Source organism: Sphingopyxis sp. Geo25 (assembly GCF_949769135.1).
Classification (GTDB): Bacteria; Pseudomonadota; Alphaproteobacteria; order Sphingomonadales; family Sphingomonadaceae; genus Sphingopyxis.
Window position 1 is genome coordinate 26,295 of record NZ_CATKOZ010000003.1, and the last position, 26,143, is coordinate 52,437.

General features: G+C 66.5%; 31 protein-coding genes. 16 read left to right on the forward strand and 15 right to left on the reverse strand.

Annotation, left to right across the window (positions count from 1 at the left end; all coding sequences use genetic code 11):
* Nucleotides 1-2 precede the first annotated feature (2 nt).
* The 7 genes from QOL68_RS10645 (at nt 3) to QOL68_RS10675 (ending at nt 6,761) form a co-directional block, all read left to right on the forward strand.
* Nucleotides 3-578, forward strand: a complete 576-nt coding sequence (locus QOL68_RS10645; protein WP_282949487.1) for a DUF924 family protein — start codon at nt 3-5, stop codon at nt 576-578.
* Between the two features lie 28 nt (nt 579-606).
* Nucleotides 607-1,170 carry a pyridoxamine 5'-phosphate oxidase family protein gene (locus tag QOL68_RS10650; RefSeq protein WP_282949486.1) on the forward strand — a complete coding sequence of 188 codons (564 nt, stop codon included), beginning with the start codon at nt 607-609 and terminating at the stop codon, nt 1,168-1,170.
* On the forward strand, nt 1,170-1,400 hold the full coding sequence (locus tag QOL68_RS10655) for a putative signal transducing protein (RefSeq protein WP_282949485.1): 231 nt from the start codon (nt 1,170-1,172) through the stop codon (nt 1,398-1,400). Before QOL68_RS10650 ends, QOL68_RS10655 begins: the two co-directional genes overlap by 1 nt.
* Before the next feature lie 18 nt (nt 1,401-1,418).
* Complete coding sequence (locus QOL68_RS10660) at nt 1,419-2,111, forward strand: endonuclease/exonuclease/phosphatase family protein (RefSeq protein ID WP_282949484.1); 693 nt, start codon at nt 1,419-1,421, stop codon at nt 2,109-2,111.
* 163 nt (nt 2,112-2,274) lie between these two features.
* On the forward strand, nt 2,275-2,613 hold the full coding sequence (locus QOL68_RS10665) for a P-II family nitrogen regulator (protein WP_003043080.1): 339 nt from the start codon (nt 2,275-2,277) through the stop codon (nt 2,611-2,613).
* Between the two features lie 17 nt (nt 2,614-2,630).
* Complete coding sequence (locus QOL68_RS10670; protein WP_282949483.1) at nt 2,631-4,100, forward strand: ammonium transporter; 1,470 nt, start codon at nt 2,631-2,633, stop codon at nt 4,098-4,100.
* A gap of 300 nt (nt 4,101-4,400) precedes the next feature.
* Entirely contained in the window at nt 4,401-6,761 is a 2,361-nt protein-coding gene (locus QOL68_RS10675) for a TonB-dependent receptor (protein ID WP_282949482.1), read from the forward strand.
* 234 nt (nt 6,762-6,995) lie between these two features.
* On the opposite strand, the gene QOL68_RS10680 is transcribed toward QOL68_RS10675, so the two are convergent.
* A complete protein-coding gene (locus QOL68_RS10680; RefSeq protein ID WP_282949481.1) occupies nt 6,996-7,466 on the reverse strand; it encodes a hypothetical protein in 471 nt (156 codons plus the stop codon).
* Nucleotides 7,466-7,894, reverse strand: coding sequence for a VOC family protein (locus QOL68_RS10685; RefSeq protein ID WP_282949480.1), 429 nt, complete (start codon nt 7,892-7,894; stop codon nt 7,466-7,468). Before QOL68_RS10685 ends, QOL68_RS10680 begins: the two co-directional genes overlap by 1 nt.
* Nucleotides 7,895-7,935: 41 nt before the next feature.
* Between QOL68_RS10685 and QOL68_RS10690 the strand changes: the two genes are divergently transcribed.
* Complete coding sequence (locus QOL68_RS10690; RefSeq protein WP_282949479.1) at nt 7,936-8,478, forward strand: winged helix-turn-helix transcriptional regulator; 543 nt, start codon at nt 7,936-7,938, stop codon at nt 8,476-8,478.
* A 71-nt stretch (nt 8,479-8,549) separates the two neighbouring features.
* Here QOL68_RS10690 and QOL68_RS10695 read toward each other — a convergent pair whose 3' ends face one another.
* The 5 genes from QOL68_RS10695 to QOL68_RS10715 form a co-directional block, all read right to left on the reverse strand.
* On the reverse strand, nt 8,550-10,136 hold the full coding sequence (locus QOL68_RS10695) for a GMC family oxidoreductase (RefSeq protein ID WP_282949478.1): 1,587 nt from the start codon (nt 10,134-10,136) through the stop codon (nt 8,550-8,552).
* 95 nt (nt 10,137-10,231) lie between these two features.
* The gene (locus QOL68_RS10700) at nt 10,232-10,540 is read right to left on the reverse strand and encodes a hypothetical protein (RefSeq protein ID WP_282949477.1); all 309 of its coding nucleotides are present in this window, start codon (nt 10,538-10,540) and stop codon (nt 10,232-10,234) included.
* Complete coding sequence (locus QOL68_RS10705; RefSeq protein WP_282949476.1) at nt 10,537-11,451, reverse strand: sterol desaturase family protein; 915 nt, start codon at nt 11,449-11,451, stop codon at nt 10,537-10,539. The genes QOL68_RS10700 and QOL68_RS10705 overlap by 4 nt, the downstream gene beginning before the upstream one ends.
* Nucleotides 11,444-11,851 (reverse strand): hypothetical protein, encoded by a 408-nt coding sequence (locus QOL68_RS10710; RefSeq protein WP_282949475.1) that lies wholly within the window; start codon nt 11,849-11,851, stop codon nt 11,444-11,446. Before QOL68_RS10710 ends, QOL68_RS10705 begins: the two co-directional genes overlap by 8 nt.
* On the reverse strand, nt 11,848-12,282 hold the full coding sequence (locus QOL68_RS10715) for a protein tyrosine phosphatase family protein (RefSeq protein ID WP_282949474.1): 435 nt from the start codon (nt 12,280-12,282) through the stop codon (nt 11,848-11,850). Before QOL68_RS10715 ends, QOL68_RS10710 begins: the two co-directional genes overlap by 4 nt.
* Nucleotides 12,283-12,343: 61 nt before the next feature.
* Here QOL68_RS10715 and QOL68_RS10720 point away from each other — a divergent pair, with 61 nt between their 5' ends.
* Nucleotides 12,344-13,006, forward strand: coding sequence for a GNAT family N-acetyltransferase (locus tag QOL68_RS10720; RefSeq protein WP_282949473.1), 663 nt, complete (start codon nt 12,344-12,346; stop codon nt 13,004-13,006).
* On the opposite strand, the gene QOL68_RS10725 is transcribed toward QOL68_RS10720, so the two are convergent.
* The 4 genes from QOL68_RS10725 to QOL68_RS10740 form a co-directional block, all read right to left on the reverse strand.
* Nucleotides 12,940-13,800, reverse strand: a complete 861-nt coding sequence (locus QOL68_RS10725; protein ID WP_282949472.1) for a sterol desaturase family protein — start codon at nt 13,798-13,800, stop codon at nt 12,940-12,942. The two genes, QOL68_RS10720 and QOL68_RS10725, sit on opposite strands and share 67 nt — an antisense overlap.
* 75 nt (nt 13,801-13,875) lie before the next feature.
* The gene (locus QOL68_RS10730) at nt 13,876-14,934 is read right to left on the reverse strand and encodes an AraC family transcriptional regulator (RefSeq protein WP_282949471.1); all 1,059 of its coding nucleotides are present in this window, start codon (nt 14,932-14,934) and stop codon (nt 13,876-13,878) included.
* A gap of 15 nt (nt 14,935-14,949) precedes the next feature.
* Nucleotides 14,950-16,725: a DNA helicase RecQ gene (gene recQ / locus QOL68_RS10735; RefSeq protein ID WP_282949470.1), complete on the reverse strand. Its 1,776-nt coding sequence runs from the start codon at nt 16,723-16,725 to the stop codon at nt 14,950-14,952.
* 115 nt (nt 16,726-16,840) lie between these two features.
* The gene (locus QOL68_RS10740) at nt 16,841-17,605 is read right to left on the reverse strand and encodes an SDR family oxidoreductase (protein WP_058456802.1); all 765 of its coding nucleotides are present in this window, start codon (nt 17,603-17,605) and stop codon (nt 16,841-16,843) included.
* 187 nt (nt 17,606-17,792) lie between these two features.
* Here QOL68_RS10740 and QOL68_RS10745 point away from each other — a divergent pair, with 187 nt between their 5' ends.
* Nucleotides 17,793-18,695, forward strand: coding sequence for a LysR family transcriptional regulator (locus QOL68_RS10745; protein WP_282949469.1), 903 nt, complete (start codon nt 17,793-17,795; stop codon nt 18,693-18,695).
* Nucleotides 18,696-18,767: 72 nt separating this feature from the next.
* Here QOL68_RS10745 and QOL68_RS10750 read toward each other — a convergent pair whose 3' ends face one another.
* From QOL68_RS10750 to QOL68_RS10765, 4 genes are all read right to left on the reverse strand, one after another.
* Nucleotides 18,768-19,226 carry a Dps family protein gene (locus tag QOL68_RS10750; protein WP_282949468.1) on the reverse strand — a complete coding sequence of 153 codons (459 nt, stop codon included), beginning with the start codon at nt 19,224-19,226 and terminating at the stop codon, nt 18,768-18,770.
* A 120-nt stretch (nt 19,227-19,346) separates the two neighbouring features.
* Nucleotides 19,347-19,910, reverse strand: coding sequence for a hypothetical protein (locus tag QOL68_RS10755; RefSeq protein ID WP_282949467.1), 564 nt, complete (start codon nt 19,908-19,910; stop codon nt 19,347-19,349).
* Nucleotides 19,911-19,942: 32 nt separating this feature from the next.
* Complete coding sequence (locus QOL68_RS10760) at nt 19,943-20,272, reverse strand: hypothetical protein (protein ID WP_204992275.1); 330 nt, start codon at nt 20,270-20,272, stop codon at nt 19,943-19,945.
* A 226-nt stretch (nt 20,273-20,498) separates the two neighbouring features.
* A complete protein-coding gene (locus QOL68_RS10765) occupies nt 20,499-21,149 on the reverse strand; it encodes a GGDEF domain-containing protein (RefSeq protein ID WP_058456797.1) in 651 nt (216 codons plus the stop codon).
* A gap of 180 nt (nt 21,150-21,329) precedes the next feature.
* On the opposite strand from QOL68_RS10765, the gene purE reads away from it, so the two are divergent.
* The 6 genes from purE (at nt 21,330) to QOL68_RS10795 (ending at nt 26,060) form a co-directional block, all read left to right on the forward strand.
* Entirely contained in the window at nt 21,330-21,827 is a 498-nt protein-coding gene (gene purE, locus QOL68_RS10770) for a 5-(carboxyamino)imidazole ribonucleotide mutase (RefSeq protein WP_282949466.1), read from the forward strand.
* A gap of 4 nt (nt 21,828-21,831) precedes the next feature.
* Nucleotides 21,832-22,917, forward strand: a complete 1,086-nt coding sequence (locus tag QOL68_RS10775) for a 5-(carboxyamino)imidazole ribonucleotide synthase (RefSeq protein ID WP_204992273.1) — start codon at nt 21,832-21,834, stop codon at nt 22,915-22,917.
* Complete coding sequence (locus tag QOL68_RS10780; RefSeq protein ID WP_058456796.1) at nt 22,914-23,408, forward strand: dihydrofolate reductase; 495 nt, start codon at nt 22,914-22,916, stop codon at nt 23,406-23,408. The genes QOL68_RS10775 and QOL68_RS10780 overlap by 4 nt, the downstream gene beginning before the upstream one ends.
* On the forward strand, nt 23,405-24,586 hold the full coding sequence (locus QOL68_RS10785) for a dipeptidase (protein WP_282949465.1): 1,182 nt from the start codon (nt 23,405-23,407) through the stop codon (nt 24,584-24,586). The genes QOL68_RS10780 and QOL68_RS10785 overlap by 4 nt, the downstream gene beginning before the upstream one ends.
* Before the next feature lie 169 nt (nt 24,587-24,755).
* Complete coding sequence (locus tag QOL68_RS10790; RefSeq protein WP_282949464.1) at nt 24,756-25,685, forward strand: bifunctional riboflavin kinase/FAD synthetase; 930 nt, start codon at nt 24,756-24,758, stop codon at nt 25,683-25,685.
* A gap of 84 nt (nt 25,686-25,769) precedes the next feature.
* Nucleotides 25,770-26,060 carry a GIY-YIG nuclease family protein gene (locus QOL68_RS10795; protein ID WP_282949530.1) on the forward strand — a complete coding sequence of 97 codons (291 nt, stop codon included), beginning with the start codon at nt 25,770-25,772 and terminating at the stop codon, nt 26,058-26,060.
* Nucleotides 26,061-26,143 lie beyond the last annotated feature (83 nt).

A 26,143-nucleotide genomic window follows, 5' to 3' on the forward strand; every position in this document is an offset into this window, starting at 1 on the left:
GCATGGCCGACGAAACGCAGGGCGTCCCGTCGCCGCCCGCCGACTGGGCGGCGCGGCTGCTAGTTTTCTGGTTCGACGACCACGGCATCGACGACTGGTACGGCGGCGGCGCAGCGTTCGACGAAGCGGTCCGCGACCTCGCAGGCGACTGGCACGATGCGCTCCGCGCGCTGCCCGCTGACCATTTCCTGACCGATCCCGACACCGCGCTCGCCGCGGTGATCCTGTTCGATCAGGTGCCGCGCAACATCTATCGCAACCACGCCGACGCCTTCGCGACCGACGATCTCGCCCGCGCGATCGCACGCGGGATCGTCGCGCGCGGCTGGGACCGGAGCTTGCCTGAAATCCGGCGACCGTTCGCCTATCTCCCCTTCGAGCACAGCGAGGATATCGCCGACCAACGCGAATCGCTGCGGCTGATGAGCCAGCTCGCCGACCCGATGTCCGGCACCTATGCCCGCAAGCATTTCGACATCATCGACCGCTTCGGCCGTTTCCCGCACCGTAACGCCGCGCTCGGCCGCGCGACGCGGCCCGGCGAGGAAGCGGCGATAGAAGAGGGCAAGGATTGGTGATAGGGCCGGAGGGATACGGAGAGCAACCATGGCAGACTTCACCGATACGCTGACCGACAAGCATATCGCCTTCATCGAGAGGCAGCCGGTCTATTTCACCGCGACCGCTGCGAGCGAAGGGCGGATCAACCTGTCGCCCAAGGGCTATGCCGACAGCTTCCGCGTGTTGTCCGACCGCCAGGTCGCCTATCTCGACCTCGGCGGATCGGGCAACGAGACTCACGCACACCTCGCCGCCGACGGGCGCATCACGATCATGTTCTGCGCCTTCGACCGCACCGCGCTGATCCTGCGCCTCTACGGCCGCGGCCGCGCGGTGTTGCCCCAGGACGCCGAATGGGATGCGCTGGCGGCGAATTTCGCCCTGCTGCCGGGGACGCGCCAGATTTTCGTCATCGACGTCGAAAGCGTCCAGACCAGCTGCGGCTGGGGCGTGCCGATGATGGAATTGAGCCAGGAGCGCGAGACGCTGCAGAAATATCACCGCCAGGCCGACCCCGGCCTGTGGGTCGAGAAATTTCAGGAGCGCACGAAGAGCATCGACGGCCTGCCAACGCGCGCGACCGACCGCTATTTCGCGGGCGAAGCCTGATGGCCCTCGTCGAACTCGTCCGCCTGCCGAGCGGCGCCGAGGCCGAATTGCTGCGCGGCCGCCTCGAAAGCGCGGGCGTCCACGCCGTCTGCTTCGACGCAGGGATGAACATCGCCGAGAGCGTCGGACTGCTGATCCCGGTGCGCGTGATGGTGCTTGACGAGGATCTGGCCGACGCGCGCGCGTTGATGACCGAATTCGAAGCGGTCGGGAACGGAAGCGCCTCCTGAGCGCTTGAAAAACAGGTCATGATCAAGGTCGCCTCCTACAATATGCGCAAGGGCATAGGGCTCGATCGCCGCCGCGACCCCGGTCGCGTGCTCTCGGTGCTCGGCGAACTCGACGCCGATATCGTCGCGCTGCAGGAAGCCGATCGCCGGTTCGGGACGCGCGCGAGCGCGATCCCGCCGCATATGCTCGCCGAACATAGCGACTATGAAGCCGTCGCCCTCACCGATCGGCCGCACAGCATCGGTTGGCATGGGAATGCGCTGCTCGTCCGCAAGGGCACCGAAATCGAGGAGAGCCACGCGCTGCACCTGCCGACGCTCGAACCGCGCGGCGCGGTCGCTGCGACACTCCGCATCGGCGGCCAGCGGCTGCGCGTCGTGGGCATGCACCTCGACATTTCGGGGCTCCGCCGCCGACAACAGGCGCGCGCGATCCTCGACCATGTGGGCGCGGGCGAGCCCTTGCCGACGATCCTGATGGGCGACTGCAACGAATGGCGGAACCGCGGCGGCTGCCTCGCCGACTTCGGCGCGCAGCACCGTCTCGTCGACACCGGCCACAGCTTCCACAGCCGCCGCCCGGTCGCCAAGCTCGATCGCATCTTCGCCTCGCCCGAACTCGAACCGGTCGAGGCGGGCGTTCACCGGAGCGCGCTCGCCGCGCGCGCATCGGACCATTTGCCGATCTGGGCGCGCTTCAAGGCCCGATAATGCCTAAAATTTAGGCAAACCCCTGCTTCGCCTGCCCAATCCGCGAACGATTATGCGTCTCGCAGGGTCCAAAACCGTCACAAAATGTTAACTTTTGCGCACCCCGCGCAATCTGGCACGGCTGTTGCACCGCAACATGAGCCATAAAGCAAAAGGGGGCATCATGAAGCTGATCCTGGCTATCATCAAACCGTTCAAGCTCGACGAGGTGCGCGAAGCACTGACCGGGCTCGGCATCGCCGGCATGACCGTTACCGAGGTCAAGGGTTTCGGCCGGCAAAAGGGGCAGACCGAAATCTACCGCGGTGCCGAATATGCAACCAACATGGTCCCGAAGGTGAAGATCGAGCTCGTCTGCGACGACGCGCTCGCACCGCGGGTCGTCGAAACGCTGCAGCAAAGCGCCGGGACCGGGTCGATCGGCGACGGCAAGATCTTCGTCCTCGACGTGGGTCAGGCCGTGCGCATCCGCACCGGCGAGACCGGCGAGGCGGCTCTCTAATGACGAAGGGGGAAAATATGACGTTCGCAAACAAGATTGCGGCGAGCGCGGGGGCCGCGGGCCTCGCGCTGTTCGCCGCGCTGCCCGTATGGGCGCAGGAAGCGGCGACGGCGGTCGCGGCGCCTGCCGCGCCGGCCGCCGAAGCGGCAGCGCCCGGCCCGTTCGTGCCGACGGCCGAGATGGTGAACAAGGGCGACGTGGCGTGGATGCTCGTCGCCTCGGCGCTCGTACTGCTGATGTCGGTGCCTGCGCTCGCGCTCTTCTACGGCGGCCTTGTGCGCGCCAAGAACATGCTTTCGGTACTGATGCAGGTGCTGACGATCGTCTGCGTCGCCGCGCTGGTCTGGTTCAGCTGGGGCTATTCGATGGCCTTCACCTCGACCGGCTCGCCCTTCCCGGCGCTGTTCGGCGGGCTCGACAAGGCCTTCCTTGCCGGCGTCGACGTCAACACCTTCGCCGCCACCTTCTCGAACGGGGTCTATCTCCCCGAATATGTCTTCGTGATCTTCCAGATGACCTTCGCCTGCATCACGCCGGCGCTGATCGTCGGGGCGTTCGCGGAGCGCGTGAAGTTCACGCCGCTGATCATCTTCACGGTGCTGTGGATGACCTTCGCCTATTTCCCGATCGCGCACATGGTCTGGTACTGGGCCGGACCGGACTTCCTCCACGCCGCGCCGACCGATTACGGCCTGCTGTGGGGCTGGGGCGCGCTCGACTTCGCCGGCGGCACCGTCGTCCACATCAATGCCGGTATCGCCGGTCTGGTCGGCTGCCTCGTGATCGGTCCGCGCATCGGTTACAACACCGAGCCGATGCCCCCGCACAATCTGGTCATGACGATGATCGGTGCCTCGTTGCTGTGGATCGGCTGGTTCGGCTTCAACGCCGGCTCGGGTCTCGAAGCCAATGCCTTCGGCGCGCTGGCTTTCATCAACACCTTCGTCGCCACAGCGGCGGCGGGCGTTGCCTGGGCGGTCATCGAGCAGATCGTGCACAAGAAGCCGTCGCTGCTGGGTGCGGTTTCGGGTGTCGTCGCCGGTCTGGTCGCGATCACCCCGGCGGCGGGCTTTGCCCACCCGGGCACCGCGATCATCCTCGGCGCCGTCGCCTCGCTGGTCTGCTTCTTCTTTGTCACCACGGTGAAGAAGAAACTCAAATATGACGACTCGCTCGACGTGTTCGGCATCCACGCGATCGGCGGCATCGTCGGCGCGATCGGCACCGGCTTCGTCGCCAACCCCGCCTGGGGCGGCCAGGGCTGGATCGACTATACCGCGCCCGTCGCCAAGGCCGGCGAGTTCGATCTCGCGGGTCAGGTGATGACGCAGATCTGGGCCGTCGGCACCACCGTGCTGTGGACCGGCACGGTCAGCGTCGTGCTGTTCCTCGCGCTCAAATATACCATCGGCCTGCGCCCGTCGAAGGACGTCGAGCAGGAAGGGCTCGACCTCGCCGAACACGGGGAGCGCGCCTACAATATGTAACGAGACAGGATACCCGCCGCCGCTCTCTCTCCTCTTTCAATCGGCGGCGGGATCCTACCCGGGTTCCTCCTGCGAACCACTGGCCGGGACTTGTTCCCGGCCATTTTTTTCGATTGTGGTCGGCCATTCATTGGCCGGCCTCTTTCTTGCGCGGCCTTTTCTGACCGTGGCCGCGATGCAACAGCGCCAAGCCATTTTTTCGGGCCCGATTCGTCCCCCATTGCCTTGCTCTCCGCAAAAGCGCAGCATCGTTACACGCCGGGGCAACATAGCCCCGCGGAAAGCAACTGGGAGGACATCATGGTTCGCACGACCCTGCTGGCGGGGCTTTCGACGCTCGCGCTCGCCATCACCACCAATGCGGCGGCGCAAGAGACACCCACCGAAACCTATGGCAATGACATCATCGTGACCGCGACCAAGCGCGACACGAGCATTCAGGACATTCCCTTCTCGATCAACGCGCAGACCGCCGAGGATATCCAGAAATCGGGCGCGGTCACGCTCGAGGATCTCTCGCGCAATGTCGCGGGTCTGTCGGTCCAGAACCTCGGCCCGGGGCAGAGCCAGGTTTCGGTCCGCGGCGTCTCGGCGGGGCAGGTCGTGCGCGACCAGCCGGGCGTCAAGGAGCAGGTCGGCGTCTATCTCGACGAAAGCGTGATCTCGCTCTCGCTCTTCACCCCCGACCTCGACCTGTTCGACCTGAATCGCGTCGAAACGCTGCGCGGTCCGCAGGGCACGCTCTTCGGTTCGGGTTCGGTGGGCGGTACGATCCGCTACATCACCAACCAGCCGAAGCTCGGCACGGTCGAGGGCGCGGTCGAGGGCAATATCAACCTCGTCGACGGCGACGATATCGGCGGCCACCTGAAGGGCGCGATCAACCTGCCGCTCGGCGACAAGGCGGCGCTCCGCGCGGTCGGCTATTACACGCGCTACGGCGGCTTCATCAACGCGATCGGCCCGGCGGGCGGTGACGATATTAACAGCGGCGAACGCTATGGCGGCCGTCTCGCGCTGACCTTCGAGCCCAGCGACAATTTCTCGATCACCCCGCGCATCGTCTATCAGAAGGTCAAGGCCGACGGCTTCAACCGGCAGGAGATCTACAATCTCTATGCCAATCAGTTCACGACCACCCGGCCGCAGGTGACCTTTGACGAGCGCGAGCAATATCTGTTGCTGCGCGAGGCGTTCGAGGACGAAACCTTTCTTGCCGACCTCAAGATCGACGTTGGCCTCGGCGGCGCGAAGCTGACCTCGGTGACGAGCTACATCAACCGCGACATCCTCGTCAGCCGCGACGCGAGCGCGCTGACCGGATCGGTGTCGGTCGACCTCGGCTTCCCCGATGCCGCGGTGCTGCTGCCGTCGAACCTCGTCGATACCACCGACCTCGAAACCTGGACGCAGGAAGTCCGGCTGGCGTCGGACAATGACAGCCCGTTCCAGTGGGTGGTCGGCGGCTTCTATTCGAAGATCGACCGCGTCTATATGCAGCGCCTGCCCACCCCGGGTTACGATGCCTTCACCGACGCGACGCTCGGCGCCGGCACCTCGGCGGCGGTCGCGAACGGCTTCCCGGCCAATTCGCCGTACAACGCCGACCTGCCCTATGATATCAAGCAGTTCGCGATCTTCGGCGAGGTCAGCTACGACATCACCGACGCGCTGACCGCGACGGCGGGGGGCCGCTATTACGACTTCAAGGAAACGCGCAGCTTCACCTCGGGCGGGCTGTTCGCCAACGGCGACCGCCGCACCGACAGCACCAAGTCGGACGGCTTCACCCCGCGCTTCCTGCTGTCGTACGACGTGGCGGACAATGTGACGGTCAACGCGCAGGCGTCGAAGGGCTTCCGCCTGGGCGGCGTCAACGACCCGCTCAACCTGCCGCTCTGCTCGCCCGCCGACGCGGCGCTGTTCGGTGGCTTCCAGAGCTATGACGACGAAAGCCTGTGGAACTACGAACTCGGCGTGAAGTCGGGCGGCCGCGGCTTCACCTTCAACGCCGCGGGCTTCTACAACGACATCAAGAATCTGCAGGTCACGCTCGACGCCGGCAGCTGCTCGTCGCGCATCGTGTTCAACGTGCCGAAGGCGCATTCGATGGGCCTTGAATTCGAACTGGGGCTGAACCCGACCGAAGGGCTCGATTTCAACCTGTCGGGCAGCATCATCGAAGCCGAATTCGACACCACCCTGCCCGGCGCGCTGACGACCGCGACGGGCATTCGCGACGGCAACCGCCTGCCGTCGGTGCCGAAGTTCCAGCTCTCGGCCTCGGGCAGCTATGAATTCCCGGTCTCCGACACCGCGAAGGCCTATGTCGCGGCGTCGTTCCAGCATGTCGGCACGCGCTACACGCAGCCGGCGGACCAGGAAAACAACCCGCGCACTTTCGTCCACGGGCTGCCCTTCGGCGGCGCGCCGGCGAATGCATCGACCACGGTCGATCTGCAGCTGCCCGACTATCAGCTGGTGAATCTCAGCGCCGGGGTCGACTTCGACAATGGCCTGTCGCTGATCGCGTACGTCAACAATGTGTTCGACGAAAACGCCCTGCTCTCGTTCGATCGCGAACGCGGCGGCCGTGCGCGGCTAGGCTATTCGGTGGGCCAGCCGCGGACCTTCGGGATCACCGCGCGCAAGACCTTCTGAACGGTAAAGGGAGCGGGGTTCTCTTCGCAGAAATCCGCTCCCGAAACTGCACAAAAGACTGCACAATTTTTGGGCGCGGGTGCCGCAATTTTAGCCTTCCCAACATGACATTAATATGGCATTCATTGCGTCAACAGTTTCAGGAGGGGAGAGCCTGAAAGGCTGGGCCGGGACGAAAGTTCCGGCCCTCTTTTTTTGTGCGCAGCACATTGCTGCGCTCCAAACTCCCTATTTTCAGCCATTTGTGCGGCGATAGCGCAGCATGGCGAACAGCCGCCAGCTCCCGTCTTCCTGCAGAATCGAATCGCTGACGGTCAATATTCCGCCCTCTTCCAGAACATAGGTGGAGCGCCCGATCTCGACATCGGCGCTGCCCCATTGCGTCCACCATGTTGCACCCGAAATTCCGCCCGCGACGGGCCGGGTCCCACCATAGCTGTCAGCCCATTTTCCGCGCACCCGCCCCTTGGCGTCGACCGCATAATTTGCGTCGGCGGAATAGCCCAGCGGCGGCGGACCCGCGATGCTCAAGCGATAGGCAAGGCGCGTCGCTCCGCCTCCGTCCGGCGCAATGTCGAGCGTTGCCGTCCCGGGCTTTCCGAACGCCTGCCCCTCCCCCGTCCAGTGGCCGTGCCAGGCGGCAAGCGACGGCGCTTCAGCGGGTACGGCGGGGGCGATGACCGCGGCGGCCCACCAGAGCGACATCACGTCGCCATTTCCGACTGCGAGAACATGAAGGCATTGCCATCGGGGTCGTAGAAGGTGAGCAGCTTCACGAGGCCCGGAATATGCTGGATGTCACCGTCCTGCCGGACGCCTTCGCCATCGAGATGCGCCTTCGCCGCCTCGATATCCGCGACCTCGAACACGTTCGTCGCGCCGCCGCCCTGGGTCACGGCTTCGACCTGGCTGAGCCCGATGTTCACCCCGGTCATCGGCGTCGCCAGTTCGCACCAGCCAATCGCGTCGGCGCGGTAGAGCAGCTTACACTGCAGGACGCGCTCGTACCATAGGATCGACGCGTCGATGCTCGTGACGCCCATCGAACAGGTGAGCTCGGATCCGATCTGAAGCGCCATGTCATTCCCTCCCTTGCCGAAGCCGCGCGCCGACCGGAGAATCGACTCGGCCATATCGCTTGCCTCTATAGTCCGGTTTGTATAGTTAGTTGTAAATGCGGTCAAGCAAGCCCGACCCCCTGCTCGCACAGCTCGGCAGCCATCGCTGGCTGGTCCCGTTGCTCGCCGACCTCGCGGCGCACAAGGGCGCCCGCTTCGTCGAGCTGATCCAGCGGCTCGGTCTGTCGCGCGACAGCCTGACGCGCACCCTCGACGCCGCAGCGGCGATCGGCTGGGTGCAGCGCAACCCCGGTCACGGCCATCCGCTCCGCCCCGAATATATCCTGACCGAACAGGGTCAGGCCGCCGCCGCGCGCGCCGCAACGATTGCCGAGGCGCAGGGTGCGATCGGCCTGTCGCCGGGCGCCGCGACGCGCTGGGGCCTGCCGCTCGTCGCCGGGATCGGCGCAGGACACGACCGCTTCAATGCGCTCGCGCGCCTCCTCGCGCCCGCGACCCCCCGCGCGCTGTCGCAGGGGCTGACCGCGCTCGGCAAGCATGGGCTGGTGACGCGCGAGATCCTCGACCTGCGCCCGCCGGCAAGCCGCTACGATCTGACGAAGAGCGGCGCGCTGCTCGCCGCTGCCTGTGCTGCGTGAACCCCGGCGAAAGCCGGGGCCCATCGATGATTGCGTAAAGTTTCTGGGCCCCGGCTTTCGCCGGGGGTCACTCAAGCCAGCGCCGCCTTCACGAAATCGGCCGCGCGTTCGCCGATCATGATACTCGGCGCATTGGTGTTGCCCGACACCAGCCGTGGCATGATGCTCGCATCGGCGACCCACAGGGCGTCGATGCCGTTCAGCTTCAGCGCCGGATCGACCACCGCATCGGCATCGCTCCCCATCCGGCACGTCCCCACGGGATGATACACGGTGTCGGCGCGGCTGCGGATCAGCGCGTCGAGCGCGGCGTCGTCGTCGATATCGACCGGATGCCGGTCCACGCCGGAATAGTCCGAAAGCGGCGGCGCGGCGACGATGCGGTGCATCATCCGTACGCCCGCCCGCAAGGTCGCGAGGTCGCGCTCGTCGGTCAGGAAACCCGGATCGATCACCGGCGCCGCCGCCGCATCGGCCGACGCGAGCGTAACCGACCCGCGGCTCTCGGGACGCAGCACGCAGGCATGGACCGAAAAGCCGTGCCCCTTCACCTTCGTCCGCCCGTGATCCTCGAGCATCGCGGGCACGAAATGATATTGGATGTCGGGCGCGGGCAGGTCGGGCCGCGACTTCCAGAAGCCGCCCGCCTCGGCAAAGCAGGTCGTCATGATCCCGGTGCGCTTCGTGCGATGCTCGAAGATCGCCTTCACCATCCGCCATGTGCCGGCCAGGCTGTCGCCGAGCGGATCGGTCGAGCGCGTTTCCCAGCTCGACACATAGTCGATATGGTCCTGCAGGTCGGCGCCCACCGCGCCGCGATCGGCTACCACGTCGATCCCCTTGTCCTTCAGATGCGCCGCGGGGCCGATGCCCGACAACATCAGGATTTGCGGGCTGTTGAACGCCCCCGCCGACAGGATCACCCCGCCCCGCGCGCGCAGCATTTCGCGTTTCGATCCGCGCCGGATCACCACGCCGGTCGCGCGGCCGTCCTCGACGACGATCTTCTCGACCAGCGCCCCGGTGCGCACCGCGAAATTGGCCTTCTCGCGCAGCGGCTCGACATAGGCGCGCGCCGCCGACCAGCGCTCGCCCGCCTTCTGCGTCACCTGATAGAGACCGAACCCCTCTTGGTTGGCGCCGTTGAAATCGGCCGTTCGCGGCAGTTGCAGCGCCGCCGCGCTCTCGACGAAGCGCTTGCTCGTCACATTGGGCCAGCGCTGGTCCATGACGTTGAGCGGGCCGTCGGCGCCGTGGAAGTCGTCGGCGCCGCGCTCATTGCCCTCGGCGCGCTTGAAATAAGGGAGCACGTCGGCATAGCTCCACCCCGTCGCGCCGAGCGACGCCCACTGGTCGTAATCGAAGGCATGGCCGCGGATATAGACCATCGCGTTGATCGCGCTCGACCCGCCGAGCCCGCGCCCGCGCGGCTGGTATCCGGTGCGTCCGTTCAGCCCCTTCTGCGGCACCGTCTCATACCGATAGTTCGACGCGTCGGGGATGAAGGGCATGAAGCCCGGCGTCTTGACCCGCACCGTGTCGTTGCGCCCGCCCGCCTCGACCAGACAGACCGTGCGGGTGCCATCCTCGGCGAGCCGCCCCGCCGCCGCACTCCCCGCGCTGCCGCCGCCGATGACGATGATGTCGAACTGATCCATGCTAGCGAACTCTCCCTCGTGCCGCCTGCAGCGGTCACCCGGATGCTTACATGAATGTCATTAGCGAGCGAAGCAAGCTGCGAGATGCAACGGCTTCAGATGCAGCTGCCGAATGTACAGACCGCAAACAAAAGAAGCACAGGCGCCATACTTGTCGCAAGGAACACGATGCCCGCGACGATCAACAAGCGACTTCCCGTACGCCAACCCATCACCGTGCCCGCAAGGACCAGCGGCACGCAGACCCAGGCGGTCAACCACACCAGCGTTCCTACCGAGCCGGCGAACATGAAGAACGCTTCGCCGCGCGTGCCGAAAGCACCGACAAATATCGCTAGAACAAGCGGCACGGCGCCTGCCGCAAACACCAGCACATCCCAATATGGCCAGCGCTCCTTCGTCACTCCGCAGCTTCCTCCACCGGCCGCCCCGCGGCCCAGCGTTCCTTGATCATCGCGCTCGTCGCGCGGCTGCCATCGTGGCTCCAGCCGGGCTCGCGCCACATATAGGAGAGCTTGTGCCGCCACGGCGCGCGCCAGACATCCTTCGCGATCCCGACCCATTCATGCACCGCCGCCCACAGGATGTTGAAGCTGCCGAGCTGCTTGACGATGCCATAGCGCACCGGCTCGTCGTCACGCTCGGCGACGAAGCTGCCGAACATCCGGTCCCAGATGATGAAGACCCCCGCATAATTGGCGTCGAGATAGCGCGGGTTCACGCCATGATGGACACGGTGGTGCGACGGCGTGTTCATCACCGCCTCGAACCATTTGGGCATCCGGCCGATCGCCTCGGTATGGATCCAGAACTGGTAGATCAGGTTCAGCCCCGCGCAGAAGAAGACCATCGCGGGCGGAAAGCCGATCAGGAACAGCGGCAGGCGGAACAGGAACCCCAGGCTGAGGAAACCCGTCCAGGTCTGCCGCAGCGCGGTCGACAGGTTATAATGCTGCGAGCTGTGATGGATGACGTGGCTCGCCCAGAACCAGCGCACGCGGTGCGCGCTGCGATGGAAGACATAATAAGCGAGATCGTCGAGGAAGAAGCAGAGGATCCACGCCCACCACCATGTCTTGAAGTCGATCCCGATGTCGAACAGCCGGTATTGGTGCAGCCACACCGCCATCGCGACGACCATCCCGCCGACGAGCGCGCTCGCGACCTGGCTCCCGGTGCCGAGCAGCAGCGAGGTCAGCGTGTCGCGCGCCTCGTACCGGCTGCGGTCGCGGCGCAGCGCGACCACCATCTCGGCGATCAGCAGCAGGATGAAGGCCGGGATTGCGTAGGTGACGGGATCGGGCAGCTTATCCATGCCTCAACTCGCGCATCCGGCTCGCCCACATCCCCGCGTCCTTGCCCAATTGCAGCGTCACGGCGCCGAAGGTCTTCTCCGGCATCGTCAGCGTCAGAAAATCCTTGTCGAGCCGCCCGACCGTCGCCGCGTCGACCGGGCGCGCCGCGAAATGATTGCCGTGCGCGCGCACCAGCATCATCCGCCCTTCGGCGTTGCGCACGATCGCCGCGAAACCCGCGCGGTCGCGCGCGACCTCGGTGCCGCGAAACCCCGCCTCGGCCTCTTCGGCGAGGCGGATCGCATGCGCCGCATCCTCGATCCGCGGATCGGCGCCCAGCCCCATGCGCCTGACCAGCCAGGCGACGAAGAACACCGCAGCCAGCGACGCGCCGGTCTGGATCAGGTCGGTCGCCGTCACTTTTCGCCTGCCAGCGCGTCCAGCATCGGCCGCAGCCCGGTAAGGTCATAGCCCGCCTTCGCGGCCGCATCGACGATCGCGCCGACTTCCGCGCCGCCGCGCGCCTGCGTCAGGGCCCACAGATGCGTCGAGCGCGTCCCCGACCGGCAATAGGCCAGGATCGGGCCCGTCGCGTCGGCCAGCAGCTTGTCCAGCGCATCGATCTGCGCATGGCTGAACCCCGAATGGCCGATCGGGATCGCGGCATAGGCGATACCCTCGGCCGCAGCGGCGTGGGCGATATCGCCCCCTTGCGGCGCCGACGGCTCCTCGCCATCGGGGCGGTTGTTGACGATCATCGCAAAGCCCTGCGCCTTGGCCTGGGCGATATCCTCGATCGAGATTTGCGGGGCGACACTGAAGCCGGCGGACAGGGGTCTGAAATCGCTCATGGCAGCGATCTACTCCCGCCGCCCGCTTGCTGACAAGCGCGAAGGCGCGTTGTCACTTTTCTTGCCTCGCGCATCGCTTATGCTCGACGCGATGGACGATCATTTCAAATGGGCCTTCGGCTATTGCTCGGCGCGCGGATATGCAGAGCCGGTTGAGGCGACCAATCCCCCGGCCCTGTGGTTCGAGGCCGGCAAGCCGGACCAGCTTGGCCGTTTCATTCTCGGGAACGCGTCGGGCGAAACCGCGGCCGCAGCCTTCGCCGCGGTCGACGCGCCGCATATCTATGTCGATATCGCGGCACCACGCGATGCGATTCTCCCTCACGTTCCGCGGCACTGGCACGCGCGCGATCCGATGTGGCTGATGGCGACCGGCGCCGCCGTGCCGGCAGCACGGCCCACGCCCGATTTCATGATCGAGGTCGAAGAAAGCGCCGACCGTTTCGAGGCTACCGCCCGGCATAGCGACGGATCCCTCGCCGCGCACGGCGTTCTCGGTATCCATGGCGCCACCGCCGTCTATGACCAGATCGTCACCGAACCCCGGTTCGGCCGGCGCGGACTCGGCTCGGCGATCATGGCCGAACTCACTCGCTGCGCCATCCAACGCGGTGCCAACGAGTGCCTGCTGGTCGCTACCGCCGACGGCAAGGCGCTCTACGAACGGCTCGGCTGGACGCTGCGCAGCGACATCGTTTCGGTGATTTCGCCCTCGGACGCCTGAAGATGTCCGGCGCCGACGGGTTCGCGCGAGACAACCTCGTGGAACCGCTCGGCATATCTGGGATGCTCGGTCCCCATCCATTTGTCCCACCAGGTGAAATAGAGGCCGTAATTGGTGTTGAAGCCGCCGCTGTGATGCAGGTCGTGGTGCGTCGTCGTGTTTATCCAGCGCGTCGCCGGCGTCGACAGCCACCAGCGCGGGTGCAGCTCGAAACCCGCATGCCCCATCGCGTTGCGGATGATCTGGAAGTTGATCCACAGGAACATGACCCACACCGGCGTCGCTACGAAAAAGAGCCAGATCGGCACGAACAGGATCATCACGAACGCCTCGGGGATGGCGAAGCTGTAGGCGGCCCAGGGCGTCGGGGTGATCGAGCGATGGTGCGCGCGGTGGAAACGTTTAAACAGTCTGGGATGGTGCATCGCGCGGTGGACCCAGTAGAAATAGGCGTCGTGCGCGACGACGATCGCCGCGAGCAGCGCCATGTCGCCCCAGATGCCATAACTCCCCTCGAAACGGTGCAGCACCCCCGTATCGACGCCCCAGACGATGAACAGCGCGACGAACAGATAGACGCCGACCGTCTGCAGCGATTGCAGGAATTCGCGGCGCTTGTCGGCGGCACTCGCTTCGCGCGCCTGGATCTTGCGCGCGGCGATGCTCGACCGGCGCAGCCCCCAGACGACCGCGCTGGTGACGCTCGCGGCGACAAGGTAGCGGCCGAAATCGAAGGCGAACATCGCCGGGCCCTTTTCGAGCAATATGGCAAGGGGAGGAATGGATGCGATCATGGCGTCGTCCTTTTCGGTGGATGACCGGCATGAAACAGTTTTGCGCGGCGCCAGCCCCGCACAGTCGAAAATCGGCTAGCCGATTCCGGAATCGGCTAGGTGCACAGACCTGTACTCGCTCGGCGTCATCCCCTCGGCGTCGCGAAACGCGCGGTTGAACGGACCCAGCGAACCAAAGCCCGCGTCGAGCGCGATCGTCAGGATCGGCACCTCGCGCTGCGCCGGATCGGCGAGCGCCGCACGCACCTCGTCGAGGCGAAAGCCGTTGAGAAAGGCCGTGAAGTTGCGATGCCCCATCTCGCCGTTGATCGCGCGCCGCACGCGATATTCGGGCTCGCCGAGCCGCGCCGCGAGCGCTGCGATGCTGAACCCTTCGGCGCGATAGGCGCGCTCCTCGGCCATCACGACGCGAAGCCGCTGCGCGAGCGCCGAAGGCTCGGCGGGCCGCGCGGCCGGCGTCGGCGCGGCGTCGGGCACCGCGAACAGCTCAGCCGAGCGGAAGCGATAGAGGCCGACCGAGACGATGAAGGTCGCGACGAGGATCGCGGCCAAGGTCAGCGTCCGCGCCAGATCGTGGCTCATGTCGCGATTGTGGAACATCTCGAGGAAGCTCACCCAGATCACGAAACCGCCGATCGCGCCGACGACGCCGAGGCGGAAGCTGCGCCGCGCCTCGATCAGGTCGTTCGCGCGTCCGCGCCACGCGATCCACATGCCCGCGATCGCGAAGGCGAACATGCCGATGCGCACGAGGATCCAGATCGCCGGGCTGAAATCGCCCGTCGCGGCGATCAGCACGACCTGGATCAGCGGCAGCGCGCCGAACGCCGAGACGAGCGCCCAGCTTTGCCAGCCGATCCGTCGCCGATCGTCGAACCACAGCCGCGCGAAAAGCCAGAACAGCGCGGGCACCATCACCGACAGCGCGTCGGCAATGACATAGGGAAAAAGGGTCGCGCCCTCGGGATGCAGGACGCGTGCAAGCAGGTAGGAGATGATCGACACATTCATCGCGATCGCGACCCGCGCCGCAGGTACGGCACGATGGTCGCGCCACAGGATCGCGATCCACAGCAGGAAGAGCGCGGTCGCACCGCCGCGAATCATCGGGTCGATTGTATCGAGCGCCCCCATGCGCGCCCTGCTAGCTCAAAACTGGCGGATCACCGACAGGAAAGCGTCGCCCCACGCTTCGAGCTTCTTCGCGCCGACCCCCGGAATGCCGCCAAGTGCGCTCCGTGTCGCGGGCCGCTCGTTCGCCATCGCGCGCAGCACCGCGTCGTGGAAGATCACATAGGGCGGCACCCCTGCCTCGATCGCCAGCTCGCGCCGAGTCGCGCGGAGCGCGTCGAACAGCGGATCGCCGACAGGGTTCGCCGCCGCGCGCTCGCCGCGCAAGGTCCGGGGGAGGCGCCGTGCCGGCGGCTCGGCGATCAGCACCGGCACCTCGCCCTTCATCACCGCGCGCCCGGCGGGACCGAACATCAGCCCGCCATGCTCGGTCGTCTCGAGCGCCTCGCGCGCGACGAGCGTGCGGACGAGCGGCTTGATCAGCCGTGCTTCCTCACCCGCGACGATCCCGAAGACCGAGAGCTTGTCATGCCCCCGGCTCGCGATGCGCTCGTCGGCACGGCCCGTCAGCACGGCCTCGACATGGCCCGCGCCATAGCTTTGCCCGGTGCGATAGACCGCGCTCAGCAGCTTCTGCGCCAGCACCGTCGCATCGACCTGGCTCGGCGGGTCGAGGCAGGTGTCGCAATTGCCGCAGCGTTCGGGCGGCGTCTCGCCGAAATGCCGCAGCAGCAGGGCGCGGCGGCACTCGACCGTCTCGACCAGCGCCGCGAGCGCGTTGAGGCGCGCCCGCTCGCCCGCAATCCGGGCCTCGGGCAGTTCGCCCAGCCGCATCCGTGCGCGCGCGAAATCCTCGGCGCCCCACAGCATCAGCGCCTCGGCGGGGTCGCCGTCGCGGCCCGCGCGGCCGGTTTCCTGATAATAGCTTTCGATCGATTTCGGCAGCCCGGCATGCGCGACGAAGCGCACATCGGGCTTGTCGATCCCCATGCCGAAGGCGACCGTCGCGGTGACGATGCCGTCCTCCGACGCGACGAAATCATGCTGCACCCGCGCCCGCGTTTCGGGGTCGAGCCCGGCATGATAGGCCGCCACGCTGCGTCCCGTCGCGGCGGCGAGCTTCGCCGCCATTCTCTCGGCCCCGTCGCGCGTCGGGCAATAGACGATCCCCGGCCCCGGATTGGCGGCGATGAAATCGGTGAGCTGCTTCGCCGGGCTGATGCGCGGCGTCACGCGGTAGCGGATATTCGGCCGGTCGAACCCCGCGAGGATCAATCCGTCGCCCGGAATACCGAGCTGGACGAGGATATCCTCGCGCGTGTGCTTGTCGGCGGTCGCGGTCAGCGCGAGCCGCGGCACGTCGGGAAAGGCGTCGAGCAGCGGCCGCAGTAAGCGGTAATCGGGCCGGAAATCATGCCCCCATTCGCTGACGCAATGCGCCTCATCGATCGCGAACAGCGCCGGACGGCGCGCCTCCATCAGCGACCGGAACCCGTCGCCCGTCGCGCGCTCGGGCGCGATATAGAGGAGGTCGAGCGCGCCGTCACGATAGGCCTGCCGCGTGTCGGCGAAATCGGCATCGACGCTCGTCAGGCTCGCCGCGCGAATCCCCGCCGCGCGCGCGCCGCGCAGCTGGTCGTGCATCAGCGCGATCAGCGGCGACACGACGACGACGCAGCCGTCGAGCGCGACTGCGGGAAGCTGATAGGTCAGCGACTTGCCCGCGCCGGTCGGCATCACCGCCAGCGTCCGCTCGCCCGCCATCACGCGATCGACGACCTCGGCCTGTCGCCCGCGGAACGCGTCGAAACCGAAGGTGGATTTGAGCAAGGGGAGGAGAGCAGCGGCGGACATTGCCGGGTCGCGATAGGCAAAGTCACGGGGCGGGGGAAGTCCCAAACCCGTCCGATCCCAAAGAGAAAAGGGCGGGGCCCGCAGGCTCCGCCCTCTCGGGTCGCCGGGCGACCGATCAGCTGCGCGTGATCGATGCCCCGCCGTCGACCAGCGATGCCGTGCCGGTGACGAAGCTCGCATCGTCGGAGGCAAGGAAGAGCACGGCCTTCGCGATCTCGTTCGGCTGGCCGACACGCTTCACGGCGTGCAGATTGGTCACGAAATCCTGCTTTTCGGGGCTGTCGTTGACCGCCTCGAACATGTCGGTCGCGACGCCGCCGGGGAGCACCGAATTGACGCGGACATTCTGCGGGCCATATTCGGCTGCCAGCGCCTGCGTCAGCCCGATCAGCCCGGCCTTGCTCGCCGAATAGGCCGCGCTGCCGGGAAAGGAAAAGCTGTAGCCGACGAAGGTCGAGGTGAAGATCACCGACCCGCCGCCATGCTTGACCATCTCGGCGATCTGATGCTTCGCGGCGAGGAAGGAGCCGGTGAGGTTGACCTGCAGCGCGTCGTTGAAGCCCGCTTCCGATACCTCGGTGCTCGGGCCGGCTTCGCCGAAGACGCCGGCATTGTTGAACCCGATGTCGAGCCGGCCGAAATTCTTCACGGCCGCAGCGACCAGCGCCGCGTGGAAAGCTTCGCTGCGGACGTCGCCCGCGACCGCGACGGCCTTGCCGCCCGCGGCGGTGATTTCGGCGACGAGGCTGTCGAGTTCGGCCTGACGGCGCGCGCCGACGACGACGCTGGCGCCCTCGGCGGCAAAAAGTTTCGCGGTCTCGCGGCCGATCCCCGAGCTGGCGCCGGTGACGATCGCGACCTTGTTCTGCAAACGGTTCATGACTTTTCTCCTGTTCGGCGGCGGGCCCGATGCCCGTGGTCGATGCGGAGTAAGTGGACTTTGCACGTCGTTCGGAATAGACAGCAGTTCTTGGTTCTATAATTCGGAATTACCGAACAATGGATGGAATGCGCCTTCCTCGGCGAAAAGCTGATCCCCGGCGAAAGCCGGGGCCCATATCTCGACCATGATCCGCATCGAGGGAATCGCCGCCTTCGTCGCAACGGTCGAGCATGGCTCGATCAGCGGCGCCGCGCGCCAGCTTCGCCTGTCGAAATCGGTGGTGAGCGAACGCCTCGCCGAACTCGAACGCTCGCTTGGCAGCGCGTTGCTCCATCGCACCACCCGCAAGCTGAGCCTGACCGAGGACGGCACCGCCTTCCTGCCGCGCGCGCAGCGCATCGTCCGCGACGTCACCGAAGCCGCCGCCGCCATCGCCGAACGCCGCGGCACGCTCGCGGGCCCGCTGCGCATCGCCGCGCCGGTCACCTTCGGCCATATGCACCTCGGCCCCGCGCTCTATCCGTTCCTCAAAGCCCATCCCGAAATCCAGCTCACGCTCGACCTCGACGACCGCCGCATCGACGTCGCGTCGAGCGGCCACGACGCGATCATCCGCCAGGGGGTGATCGACGACACGCGCCTCATCGTCTGGAAACTCGCCAAAAGCCGCCGTATCCTCACTGCGTCCGCGGCGTATCTGGCGGAGCATGGCACGCCGCAGAGCCTCGAAGATCTCGGCGACCACCGCGGCATCTTCTACACCAATCGCGGCGTCGCCGACTGGCACTTTCGCACCGCCGACGGCCCGATTGCGATCCAGGCCAGACAGGCGCTCGGCGTCAACAACGGCGACATGATCCGCGACGCGGTGGCAGCGGGCCTCGGCATCGCGATGCTCCCCGCCTTCATCGCCGGCCCGGCGATCAAGGCAGGCACGCTCGTCGCCATCCCGCTCGCTATCCCCCCCGACGAGGAATGGATCTACATGGCGCATTCGCAGGGCCGCGACCCGTCGGCAAAGCTGCGCGCGCTGCGCGATCATCTGAAAGACGCGTTCGGCGACCCGCCTTATTGGGAGGTGGCCTAGACCGATCCGGGGTCGCGAACTGTCATGTGAAGCGGGCCGCCTCCACCCGATCGCGAACGACCATCGCCGGCCTCAATAGCCCGCCGTGGCCTCGAGGAACCAGATCCGCTGCTGCGTCTCGTCGGCCCAGGCATCCACCAGTCCGCTCGTCGCGATATCGCCCTCGGCCTCGGCCGCCGCCTTCACCTCCTTGAGCTGGGCAAGCAGCGTCCGGTTGTCCTCGGCCAGCGTCCTGACCATCGCATCGGCGGTCACCGACGTGGCATCGTCGTCCTTGATCGACTGGCGGCGCGACACGTCGCCGATCGAGCGCAGCGTCGCCGCGCCATTCTTGCGAACGCGTTCGGCGATCAGGTCGGTGGTGCCAAGGATCTGCGTCGCCTGTTCGTCGAACAACAGGTGCAGTTCGCGGAAGTGCGGCCCCTGGACGTGCCAGTGATAATTTTTGGTCTTGAGATAGAGCGCGAAGCTGTCGGCGAGCAGCGCGTTGAGCGCATCGGCGACGGCGGGCTGATTGTGATTGTCGGGCATGGGATGATCCTTTCGTTGGCCCCTACCATGTAGGGCCGCGAACAGGAATTTTCCCATTGAACCTTTTGGTGGCTTTCATCGAATAAACCGATGAAACCAACGGTCATAAATGAGGCTCTACTATAAGCCGAAAGCGGTCATCCCCGCGCGAACGCCCCACAGGACCAGGATCGCCGCGCCGGCATAGCGCAGGACTTGTACCGGCCGCTGCGCCGCGAGCGCTGGTCCGAAGGCGAGGAAAGGGAGCAACGCCAATATCCACCCGACCAGCCCGCCCGCGGCTGCCCAAAGCCCCGCGCCGCTCGTCGCGGCGAGCGCGCCGATCAGGAAATGGCTGCGATTGCCGAATTGCAGCGCGAGCATCCGCACCGCGAGCACCGCGGGCGCCGCATCGGACATCTCCTCCGCCGGCGGGCCGAGCCGCCCGCGCCACAGCAGCGCGGCCGCCGCGGTCAGCGTTGCAAAGGCGATCAGCAGCGAAACGATCCCCTGCCCGACCATCCGGTTCAGCGCCGCGCCCGCGATCGCGGCGATCAGCGCATTGGCGATGAACGCGCCAAAAGCGATGGCGACGACGCGCCGCCGGTCGTTCCGCGCGGCGAGCAGGTCCGAAAGCAGGAGTCCCGTCCGCCCGTCGGCATTGGCGAGCGCCACGGCGACGAGGGCGAGCATGATCGCATCCATGACAAACCGCCTGCGCCGTCAGGCGCGGCGCGTCAATGCCCGAGCCGCATCGCCACCGACGCCAGCCACGCTTCCTGGGCGGCGGCAGGCAGCGGCCCGCGCGGCGCCAGCACCGCGTCGCTCATCGCGTCGAGATAGGTCAGGATCGCGGCGCGATAGCCGCCGCCCGCGACCGCCGATTCCAGCCGGCTCGCCAGCATCTCGACGGCAGCAAAGCCATTGTCGCGCGCGAGGCAGCGAATATCGTCGACCCCCTGCACGATCTGCGCGAGCGCGCAATGCGGCAGCGCCTCGGCAAGCGCTCCGATCTGTCCGCCGATACGGTCCTGGATTTCCTGATAATGGTCGGTCTGGATAGCCATCGTCCGCCCCCTGGTTCCCCAGGGAGCAGCATGCGCCCCAATGGTTAATCGGTAGTTAGGGTCAGGACCCATTAATTCCGCGATCGAGGTTTGAGCGATTCTGCTTGGGGCGAGGAGAAAAGGCGCAGGAATATGTCGATATTTCCAGACTTTTCGACGAAGCCACAGGCAAAATCGGTCAAATCCCGCAGGGACGCCGAAATGGCGGAATTAATGGGTCCTGACCCTAGCGGTGGCGTACCGGAGAATCGGCGTCCTGCGACTGTTTGCTGCGGTACATGTCGCGGTCGGCGGCGGCGAGAATCTCGGACTCGGTCGCCCCCGCCTCCAGCATCGCGACCCCGAAACAGGCCGACAGCTGGATCACGTGCCCGTCATAGATCGCAGGCTCGGCGCTCAGCACGTGGCGCAGGCGGTTGACCTGCACGCGCGCGCCCTCTTCGGTCGACTGGTCGAGGATCAGGCCGAATTCGTCGCCGCCGATACGCGCCGCGACGTCGGTCGCGCGGATCGATTCATCGAGCCGCGTCGCGATCTGGAGCAGCGCAAAGTCGCCTGCCGCATGGCCGAAACTGTCGTTGATATATTTGAGCTGGTTGACGTCGATGAACACCACCGCCGCGCTTTCGGCGTGGCGTTCGAAGCGCGCGAGGCGCTGGTGGATCGCGGTCAGGAAATAGCGCCGGTTGAACAGCGGGGTCAGCGTGTCGCGTTCCGACACGCGTTCGAGCTCGGCCACCGCAATCTTCAGGATGCGGTTCTCCCGGCGCAACGCGTCGCGTTCCCTGCGCAATTCGCGCAGCTGGTCCTCGATGGAGTCAACGGATGCGAAGCCGGTCCGGTCGACCGCTATCCGTGCCCCCCCTGCGATATCCATTCCCTATCCCCGACGCATACCCTCTGGTCCGCCGGCACGATGCCGACACGATATGCGACGAAGACCCTAGCCGCCGAGTGGATACCAATCGGTAAACGCCGCGGATGGCATTTGGATGGCGTTGCCAGCGCGGCGGACAGACTCTAGGGGGATAGCAGGATCGGGATTCGGAGGGCTCTTGTGAGCGACGGCACGCCGCAGGTAGGGGTGATCATGGGGAGCCAGTCGGACTGGCCGACGATGGCGCACGCGGTTCAGATGCTGGAGGAATTCGGCATCGCGCACGAGGTGCGGATCGTCTCGGCGCACCGCACCCCCGACCGCCTCGTCGACTATGCCAAAAGCGCATCCGCGCGTGGTTTGAAGGCGATCATCGCGGGCGCCGGCGGCGCCGCGCACCTGCCCGGCATGGTCGCCTCGATGACGCGCGTCCCGGTGCTCGGCGTGCCCGTCCAGTCGGCCGCCTTGAGCGGCGTCGACAGCCTCTATTCGATCGTCCAGATGCCCGGCGGCATCCCCGTCGCGACCTTTGCGATCGGCAAGGCGGGCGCGACCAACGCAGGCCTGTTCGCGGTATCGCTGCTCGCCAACGAATGCTCCGAACTGGCACAAAAACTTGAAGACTGGCGCGTAAAGCAGACCGACAGCGTCGCTCCGACGCCCGTGCGCGAGGGCTGAGCCCTTGCTGCCACCCGGTTCGACGATCGGCATCTTGGGCGGCGGCCAGCTCGGACGCATGCTCGCGGTCGCGGCGGCGCAGCTCGGCTACAAGGTGCATATCTACGCCCCCGACGCCGAAAGTGTCGCCGCCGAAGTCACCGCGCACCACAGTCAGGCGGCATGGGACGACGAACCGCGCCTCGCCGCGTTTGCCGCCGCCTGCGATATCGTCACCTTCGAGTTCGAGAATGTCCCCGTCGACACCGTCCGCTTCCTCTCGGGCCATGTCGCGGTGCATCCGGGTGCGAAGGCGCTCGAGATCGCGCAGGATCGTCTTGCCGAGAAGACTTTCGTCGCGGGGCTCGGCGGCCGCACCGCGCCTTTCGCATCGGTCCCCGACCGCGCCACGCTCGATGCGGCGCTTGGCGAGATCGGCGCACCTGCGATCCTCAAGACCGTGCGCATGGGCTATGACGGCAAGGGGCAAGCGCGGCTCGGGACAGCCGCCGACGCCGACACGGCATGGGAGACGATCGGCCGCCACGCCGCGATCCTCGAAGGCTTCGTCGCGTTCGAGCATGAATTTTCGGTGATCCTCGTCCGCGGCCTCGACGGCGAAGTCCGCTATTGGGATTCGACCGTCAATGTTCACGAAGGCGGCATCCTCGCGACCGCCAGCCTGCCAGCGCCGCCGATCGTCGCAGCCCAACAGGCCGAAGCGCGCGCGATGATGGCCGAGATCGCCGCCGCGCTCGACTATGTCGGCGTCCTCACCGGCGAGTTCTTCGCGACCGACGCCGGGCCGGTATTCAACGAAATGGCGCCGCGCGTCCACAACAGCGGCCACTGGACGATCGAGGGCGCGGTCGCGAGCCAGTTCGACAATCATATCCGCGCGATCGCCGGCCTGCCGCTCGGCAGCACCGCAACGCGCCAGCTTCCCGTCGTCATGCGCAACCTGATCGGCGCCGACATCGCCGCGATCCCCGCGCTGCTCGCTGACGAGAATTGCCACGTCCACCATTACAGCAAGACCGAAGTCCGCGATGGCCGCAAACTCGGCCACGCCACATGGGCGGGTGCAGCGCCCGGAGCACCTCCCGCATGAACCGCCCCGAAATAACGCTGATCCTCGCGCGTGCCGCCAACGGCGTCATCGGCGCCGACGGCAAGATGCCCTGGCACCTGCCCGCCGACCTCCGCCGCTTCAAGCAACTCACCATGGGGCGCCCGATGATCATGGGGCGCAAGACCTTCGACAGCCTGCCCGCGATCCTCGAGGGCCGCCGCCACATCGTCCTCACCCGCGATCGCGACTGGCAGGAGGAGGGCGCCGAGCCCGTCGCCACCGTCGAAGAGGCGCTGAAACTGGCCAATGCGCCGCATGTAATGGTGATCGGCGGCGCCGAAATCTACCAGCTCTTCCTGCCGCTCGCCGACCGTATCGAACTCACCGAAGTCGCGCTCTCGCCCGCCGGCGACGCGTCGATCGCGGCGCCCGACCCGGCCGAGTGGCGGGAAATCGCGCGCGAGGACCATCCCGCCGCCGACGGCCGCCCGGCCTTCGCTTTCGTCACCCTCGCCCGGAAGCGCGGATGAAGCGTTGGCTCCTCGGCCTCGCGATCGTGCTGATCGTCGCCGCGGGGGCCTTTTTCGGCCTCGCGCCCGGCATGACCGAGCGCAGCCTCAACAAGATCGACGGCAAGCCGCTCGCCGCCGTCTCCGACCATGCAAGGGCGCTGCACAAGACGCTGACCATCGTCGACCTGCACAGCGACACGCTCCTGTGGCAGCGCAGCCTGCTGACCCGCGCCGGCCGCGGCCACGTCGACCTGCCGCGGCTCGAAGACGGCAATGTCGCGCTGCAGGTGTTTTCGAGCGTCACGAAGACGCCGAAGGGCCAGAATTACGACGCGAACGGCGGCGACACCGACAATATCACCGCGCTTACTATCGCCCAGCTCCAGCCGGTGCGGACATGGAGCTCGCTGCTCGAACGCTCGCTCTGGCATGCCGAAAAGCTGCACCGCGCGGTCGCGAAGGCCGATGGCAAGCTCATCGCCGTCGCCGCGCCCGCCGACATCGACGCGCTGCTCGCCGCACGCGCCGCGGAGACGCGTCCGGTGGGCGCGATGCTCAGCATCGAGGGTCTGCAGGATCTCGAAGGCGACATCCGCAACCTCGACCGGCTGCACGCCGCGGGTTTTCGCATGGCGGGGCTCGCGCATTTCTTCGACAATGATGTCGCGGGCTCGATGCACGGCCTCAGGAAATACGGCCTGACTCCGCTCGGCCGCAAGATCGTGCCGCGGATGGAAGAGCTCGGCATGATCGTCGATATCGCGCATTGCAGCCGCGCCTGCGTCGCCGACATCTTGAAGATCGCACGCCGCCCGGTCGTCTCGAGCCACGGCGGGGTGCAGGCGACGTGCAAGGTTAACCGCAACCTCGACGACAACCAGATCAGGGGCGTCGCGGCCACCGGCGGGCTGATCGGCATCGGATACTGGGACGCGGCGATCTGCGGCACCTCGCCCGCCAGCATCGCAAAGGCGATGAAGCATGTCCGCGACCTCGTGGGCATCCAGTATGTGGCGCTCGGCAGCGATTATGATGGCGGCACAACGGTCCGCTTCGACACGTCGAAGCTGGTGCAGGTGACGCAGGCGCTGATCGACGCGGGCTTCACCGACGACGAGATCCGCGCCGCGATGGGCGGCAATGCGATCCGCGTCCTGCGCGCTGGCATCGTCCCGATGGCGGCACCGGCCCCATGATCCCGGAAGCCCCTTCCTTGAAAAAGCCGCGTTCCCCCGCGAAGGCGGGGGCCCATCTCCGGCCAGCGCAAAATCAATCCGGCGGGAGATGGGTCCCCGCCTTCGCGGGGACACGCAGCTTCTTTACTCTCCAGCTTGGCGCTAGACGCGCGGACGAAGAGGCAGGTCTATGATCCGCCTCGACGGCCATGACCGAATCCCCGACCATCTGCGCGGCGGCGTCATCGCGCTCGGCAATTTCGACGGTTTCCATGCCGGGCATCAGGCCGTCGTCGGCCGCGCGGTGCGCCATGCCAAGGACGAGGGCCGCCCCGCGATCGTCGCGACCTTCGACCCGCATCCGGTGCGCTTTTTCAAGCCCGACGTCCCGCCCTTCCGCCTGACCACGCTCGCACAGCGGCTCGAACTGTTCGGCGCGGCGGGCGCCGATGCGATGCTCGTCCTCCCCTTCGACGCGACGCTCGCGGCGACCACCGCCGAGGATTTCATCACCGAACTCCTGCTCGATCGCTACGGCGCGGCAGGCGTCGTCACTGGCGCCGATTTCACCTTCGGCAAAGGCCGCGGCGGCGATGTCGTGACGCTCGCCGACCATGCGCGCCGCCTCGGCTTCTTCACCGAAATGGTCGCCCCCGTCGACGATAGCGAGGAGGTCGTCTCGTCGAGCCGCATCCGCGATGCGCTCCGGTCGGGCGACTGCGCCACTGCGACGCGCCTCCTCACCCGCCCCTTCATCGTGCGCAATGTCGTCCAGCACGGCGACAAGAACGGCCGCCTGCTGGGGTTTCCGACCGCGAACCTCGAAATGGGCCAATATCTCCGCCCCCGCTACGGCATCTATGCCGTCACCGGCCGCCTCCCCGACGGCCGCATCCTGAAGGGCGCCGCGAACCTCGGCATCCGCCCCAGCTTCGACCCGCCGAAGGAGTTGCTCGAACCGCATTTCTTCGATTTCGCCGAAGATCTCTACGGGCAGGAAATCGACGTCGCCTTCCACGCCTTCATCCGCCCCGAGGCGAAATATGACGGGATGGACGCGCTGATGGCGCAGATCGCGGTCGATTGCGATGAAGCGAAGGCGTTGCTTGCCGACATCTAGGCGAAGCGAGACCTTCGACGAAACATGTCCAGACTGGCGTTAATTGTTCCCCGGCGAAAGCCGGGGTCCAGTAGCAACGGCGTGATGATAAAACAGGGCTGGGTCTACATCCTGACGAATAAGCGTAACGGCACGCTCTACATCGGCGTAACCAGCAACCTCCCCCAGCGCATCTGGCAACACCGCGAAGGCCTGATCGAGGGTTTCACAAAGACATATGGCCTGAAAACGCTCGTGTGGTTCCAGTATTTCGAAGATCTTCAGGACGCTCGCCGCCGCGAGGTACAGATGAAGGAATGGAAACGCGCCTGGAAGATCGAGTTGATCGAGGCAATGAATCCCGATTGGCGCGACCTCTACACCGACCTTATCTGACGCCGCATGGACCCCGGCTTTCGCCGGGGATCACATACTGCCATCCCCCCTCGTGATCCCCGGCGAAAGCCGGGGCCCAGCAC

Bases quoted from the DNA above. Each gene is read 5' to 3' on its own strand.
- QOL68_RS10645 (WP_282949487.1), top strand. From the start codon at position 3: ATGGCCGACGAAACGCAGGGCGTCCCGTCGCCGCCCGCCGACTGGGCG.
- QOL68_RS10650 (WP_282949486.1), top strand. From the start codon at position 607: ATGGCAGACTTCACCGATACGCTGACCGACAAGCATATCGCCTTCATC.
- QOL68_RS10655 (WP_282949485.1), top strand. From the start codon at position 1,170: ATGGCCCTCGTCGAACTCGTCCGCCTGCCGAGCGGCGCCGAGGCCGAA.
- QOL68_RS10660 (WP_282949484.1), top strand. From the start codon at position 1,419: ATGATCAAGGTCGCCTCCTACAATATGCGCAAGGGCATAGGGCTCGAT.
- QOL68_RS10665 (WP_003043080.1), top strand. From the start codon at position 2,275: ATGAAGCTGATCCTGGCTATCATCAAACCGTTCAAGCTCGACGAGGTG.
- QOL68_RS10670 (WP_282949483.1), top strand. From the start codon at position 2,631: ATGACGTTCGCAAACAAGATTGCGGCGAGCGCGGGGGCCGCGGGCCTC.
- QOL68_RS10675 (WP_282949482.1), top strand. From the start codon at position 4,401: ATGGTTCGCACGACCCTGCTGGCGGGGCTTTCGACGCTCGCGCTCGCC.
- QOL68_RS10680 (WP_282949481.1), bottom strand. From the start codon at position 7,466: ATGTCGCTCTGGTGGGCCGCCGCGGTCATCGCCCCCGCCGTACCCGCT.
- QOL68_RS10685 (WP_282949480.1), bottom strand. From the start codon at position 7,894: ATGGCCGAGTCGATTCTCCGGTCGGCGCGCGGCTTCGGCAAGGGAGGG.
- QOL68_RS10690 (WP_282949479.1), top strand. From the start codon at position 7,936: ATGCGGTCAAGCAAGCCCGACCCCCTGCTCGCACAGCTCGGCAGCCAT.
- QOL68_RS10695 (WP_282949478.1), bottom strand. From the start codon at position 10,136: ATGGATCAGTTCGACATCATCGTCATCGGCGGCGGCAGCGCGGGGAGT.
- QOL68_RS10705 (WP_282949476.1), bottom strand. From the start codon at position 11,451: ATGGATAAGCTGCCCGATCCCGTCACCTACGCAATCCCGGCCTTCATC.
- QOL68_RS10715 (WP_282949474.1), bottom strand. From the start codon at position 12,282: ATGAGCGATTTCAGACCCCTGTCCGCCGGCTTCAGTGTCGCCCCGCAA.
- QOL68_RS10725 (WP_282949472.1), bottom strand. From the start codon at position 13,800: ATGATCGCATCCATTCCTCCCCTTGCCATATTGCTCGAAAAGGGCCCG.
- QOL68_RS10730 (WP_282949471.1), bottom strand. From the start codon at position 14,934: ATGGGGGCGCTCGATACAATCGACCCGATGATTCGCGGCGGTGCGACC.
- recQ (WP_282949470.1), bottom strand. From the start codon at position 16,725: ATGTCCGCCGCTGCTCTCCTCCCCTTGCTCAAATCCACCTTCGGTTTC.
- QOL68_RS10740 (WP_058456802.1), bottom strand. From the start codon at position 17,605: ATGAACCGTTTGCAGAACAAGGTCGCGATCGTCACCGGCGCCAGCTCG.
- QOL68_RS10745 (WP_282949469.1), top strand. From the start codon at position 17,793: ATGATCCGCATCGAGGGAATCGCCGCCTTCGTCGCAACGGTCGAGCAT.
- QOL68_RS10750 (WP_282949468.1), bottom strand. From the start codon at position 19,226: ATGCCCGACAATCACAATCAGCCCGCCGTCGCCGATGCGCTCAACGCG.
- QOL68_RS10755 (WP_282949467.1), bottom strand. From the start codon at position 19,910: ATGGATGCGATCATGCTCGCCCTCGTCGCCGTGGCGCTCGCCAATGCC.
- QOL68_RS10760 (WP_204992275.1), bottom strand. From the start codon at position 20,272: ATGGCTATCCAGACCGACCATTATCAGGAAATCCAGGACCGTATCGGC.
- QOL68_RS10765 (WP_058456797.1), bottom strand. From the start codon at position 21,149: ATGGATATCGCAGGGGGGGCACGGATAGCGGTCGACCGGACCGGCTTC.
- QOL68_RS10780 (WP_058456796.1), top strand. From the start codon at position 22,914: ATGAACCGCCCCGAAATAACGCTGATCCTCGCGCGTGCCGCCAACGGC.
- QOL68_RS10785 (WP_282949465.1), top strand. From the start codon at position 23,405: ATGAAGCGTTGGCTCCTCGGCCTCGCGATCGTGCTGATCGTCGCCGCG.
- QOL68_RS10790 (WP_282949464.1), top strand. From the start codon at position 24,756: ATGATCCGCCTCGACGGCCATGACCGAATCCCCGACCATCTGCGCGGC.
- QOL68_RS10795 (WP_282949530.1), top strand. From the start codon at position 25,770: ATGATAAAACAGGGCTGGGTCTACATCCTGACGAATAAGCGTAACGGC.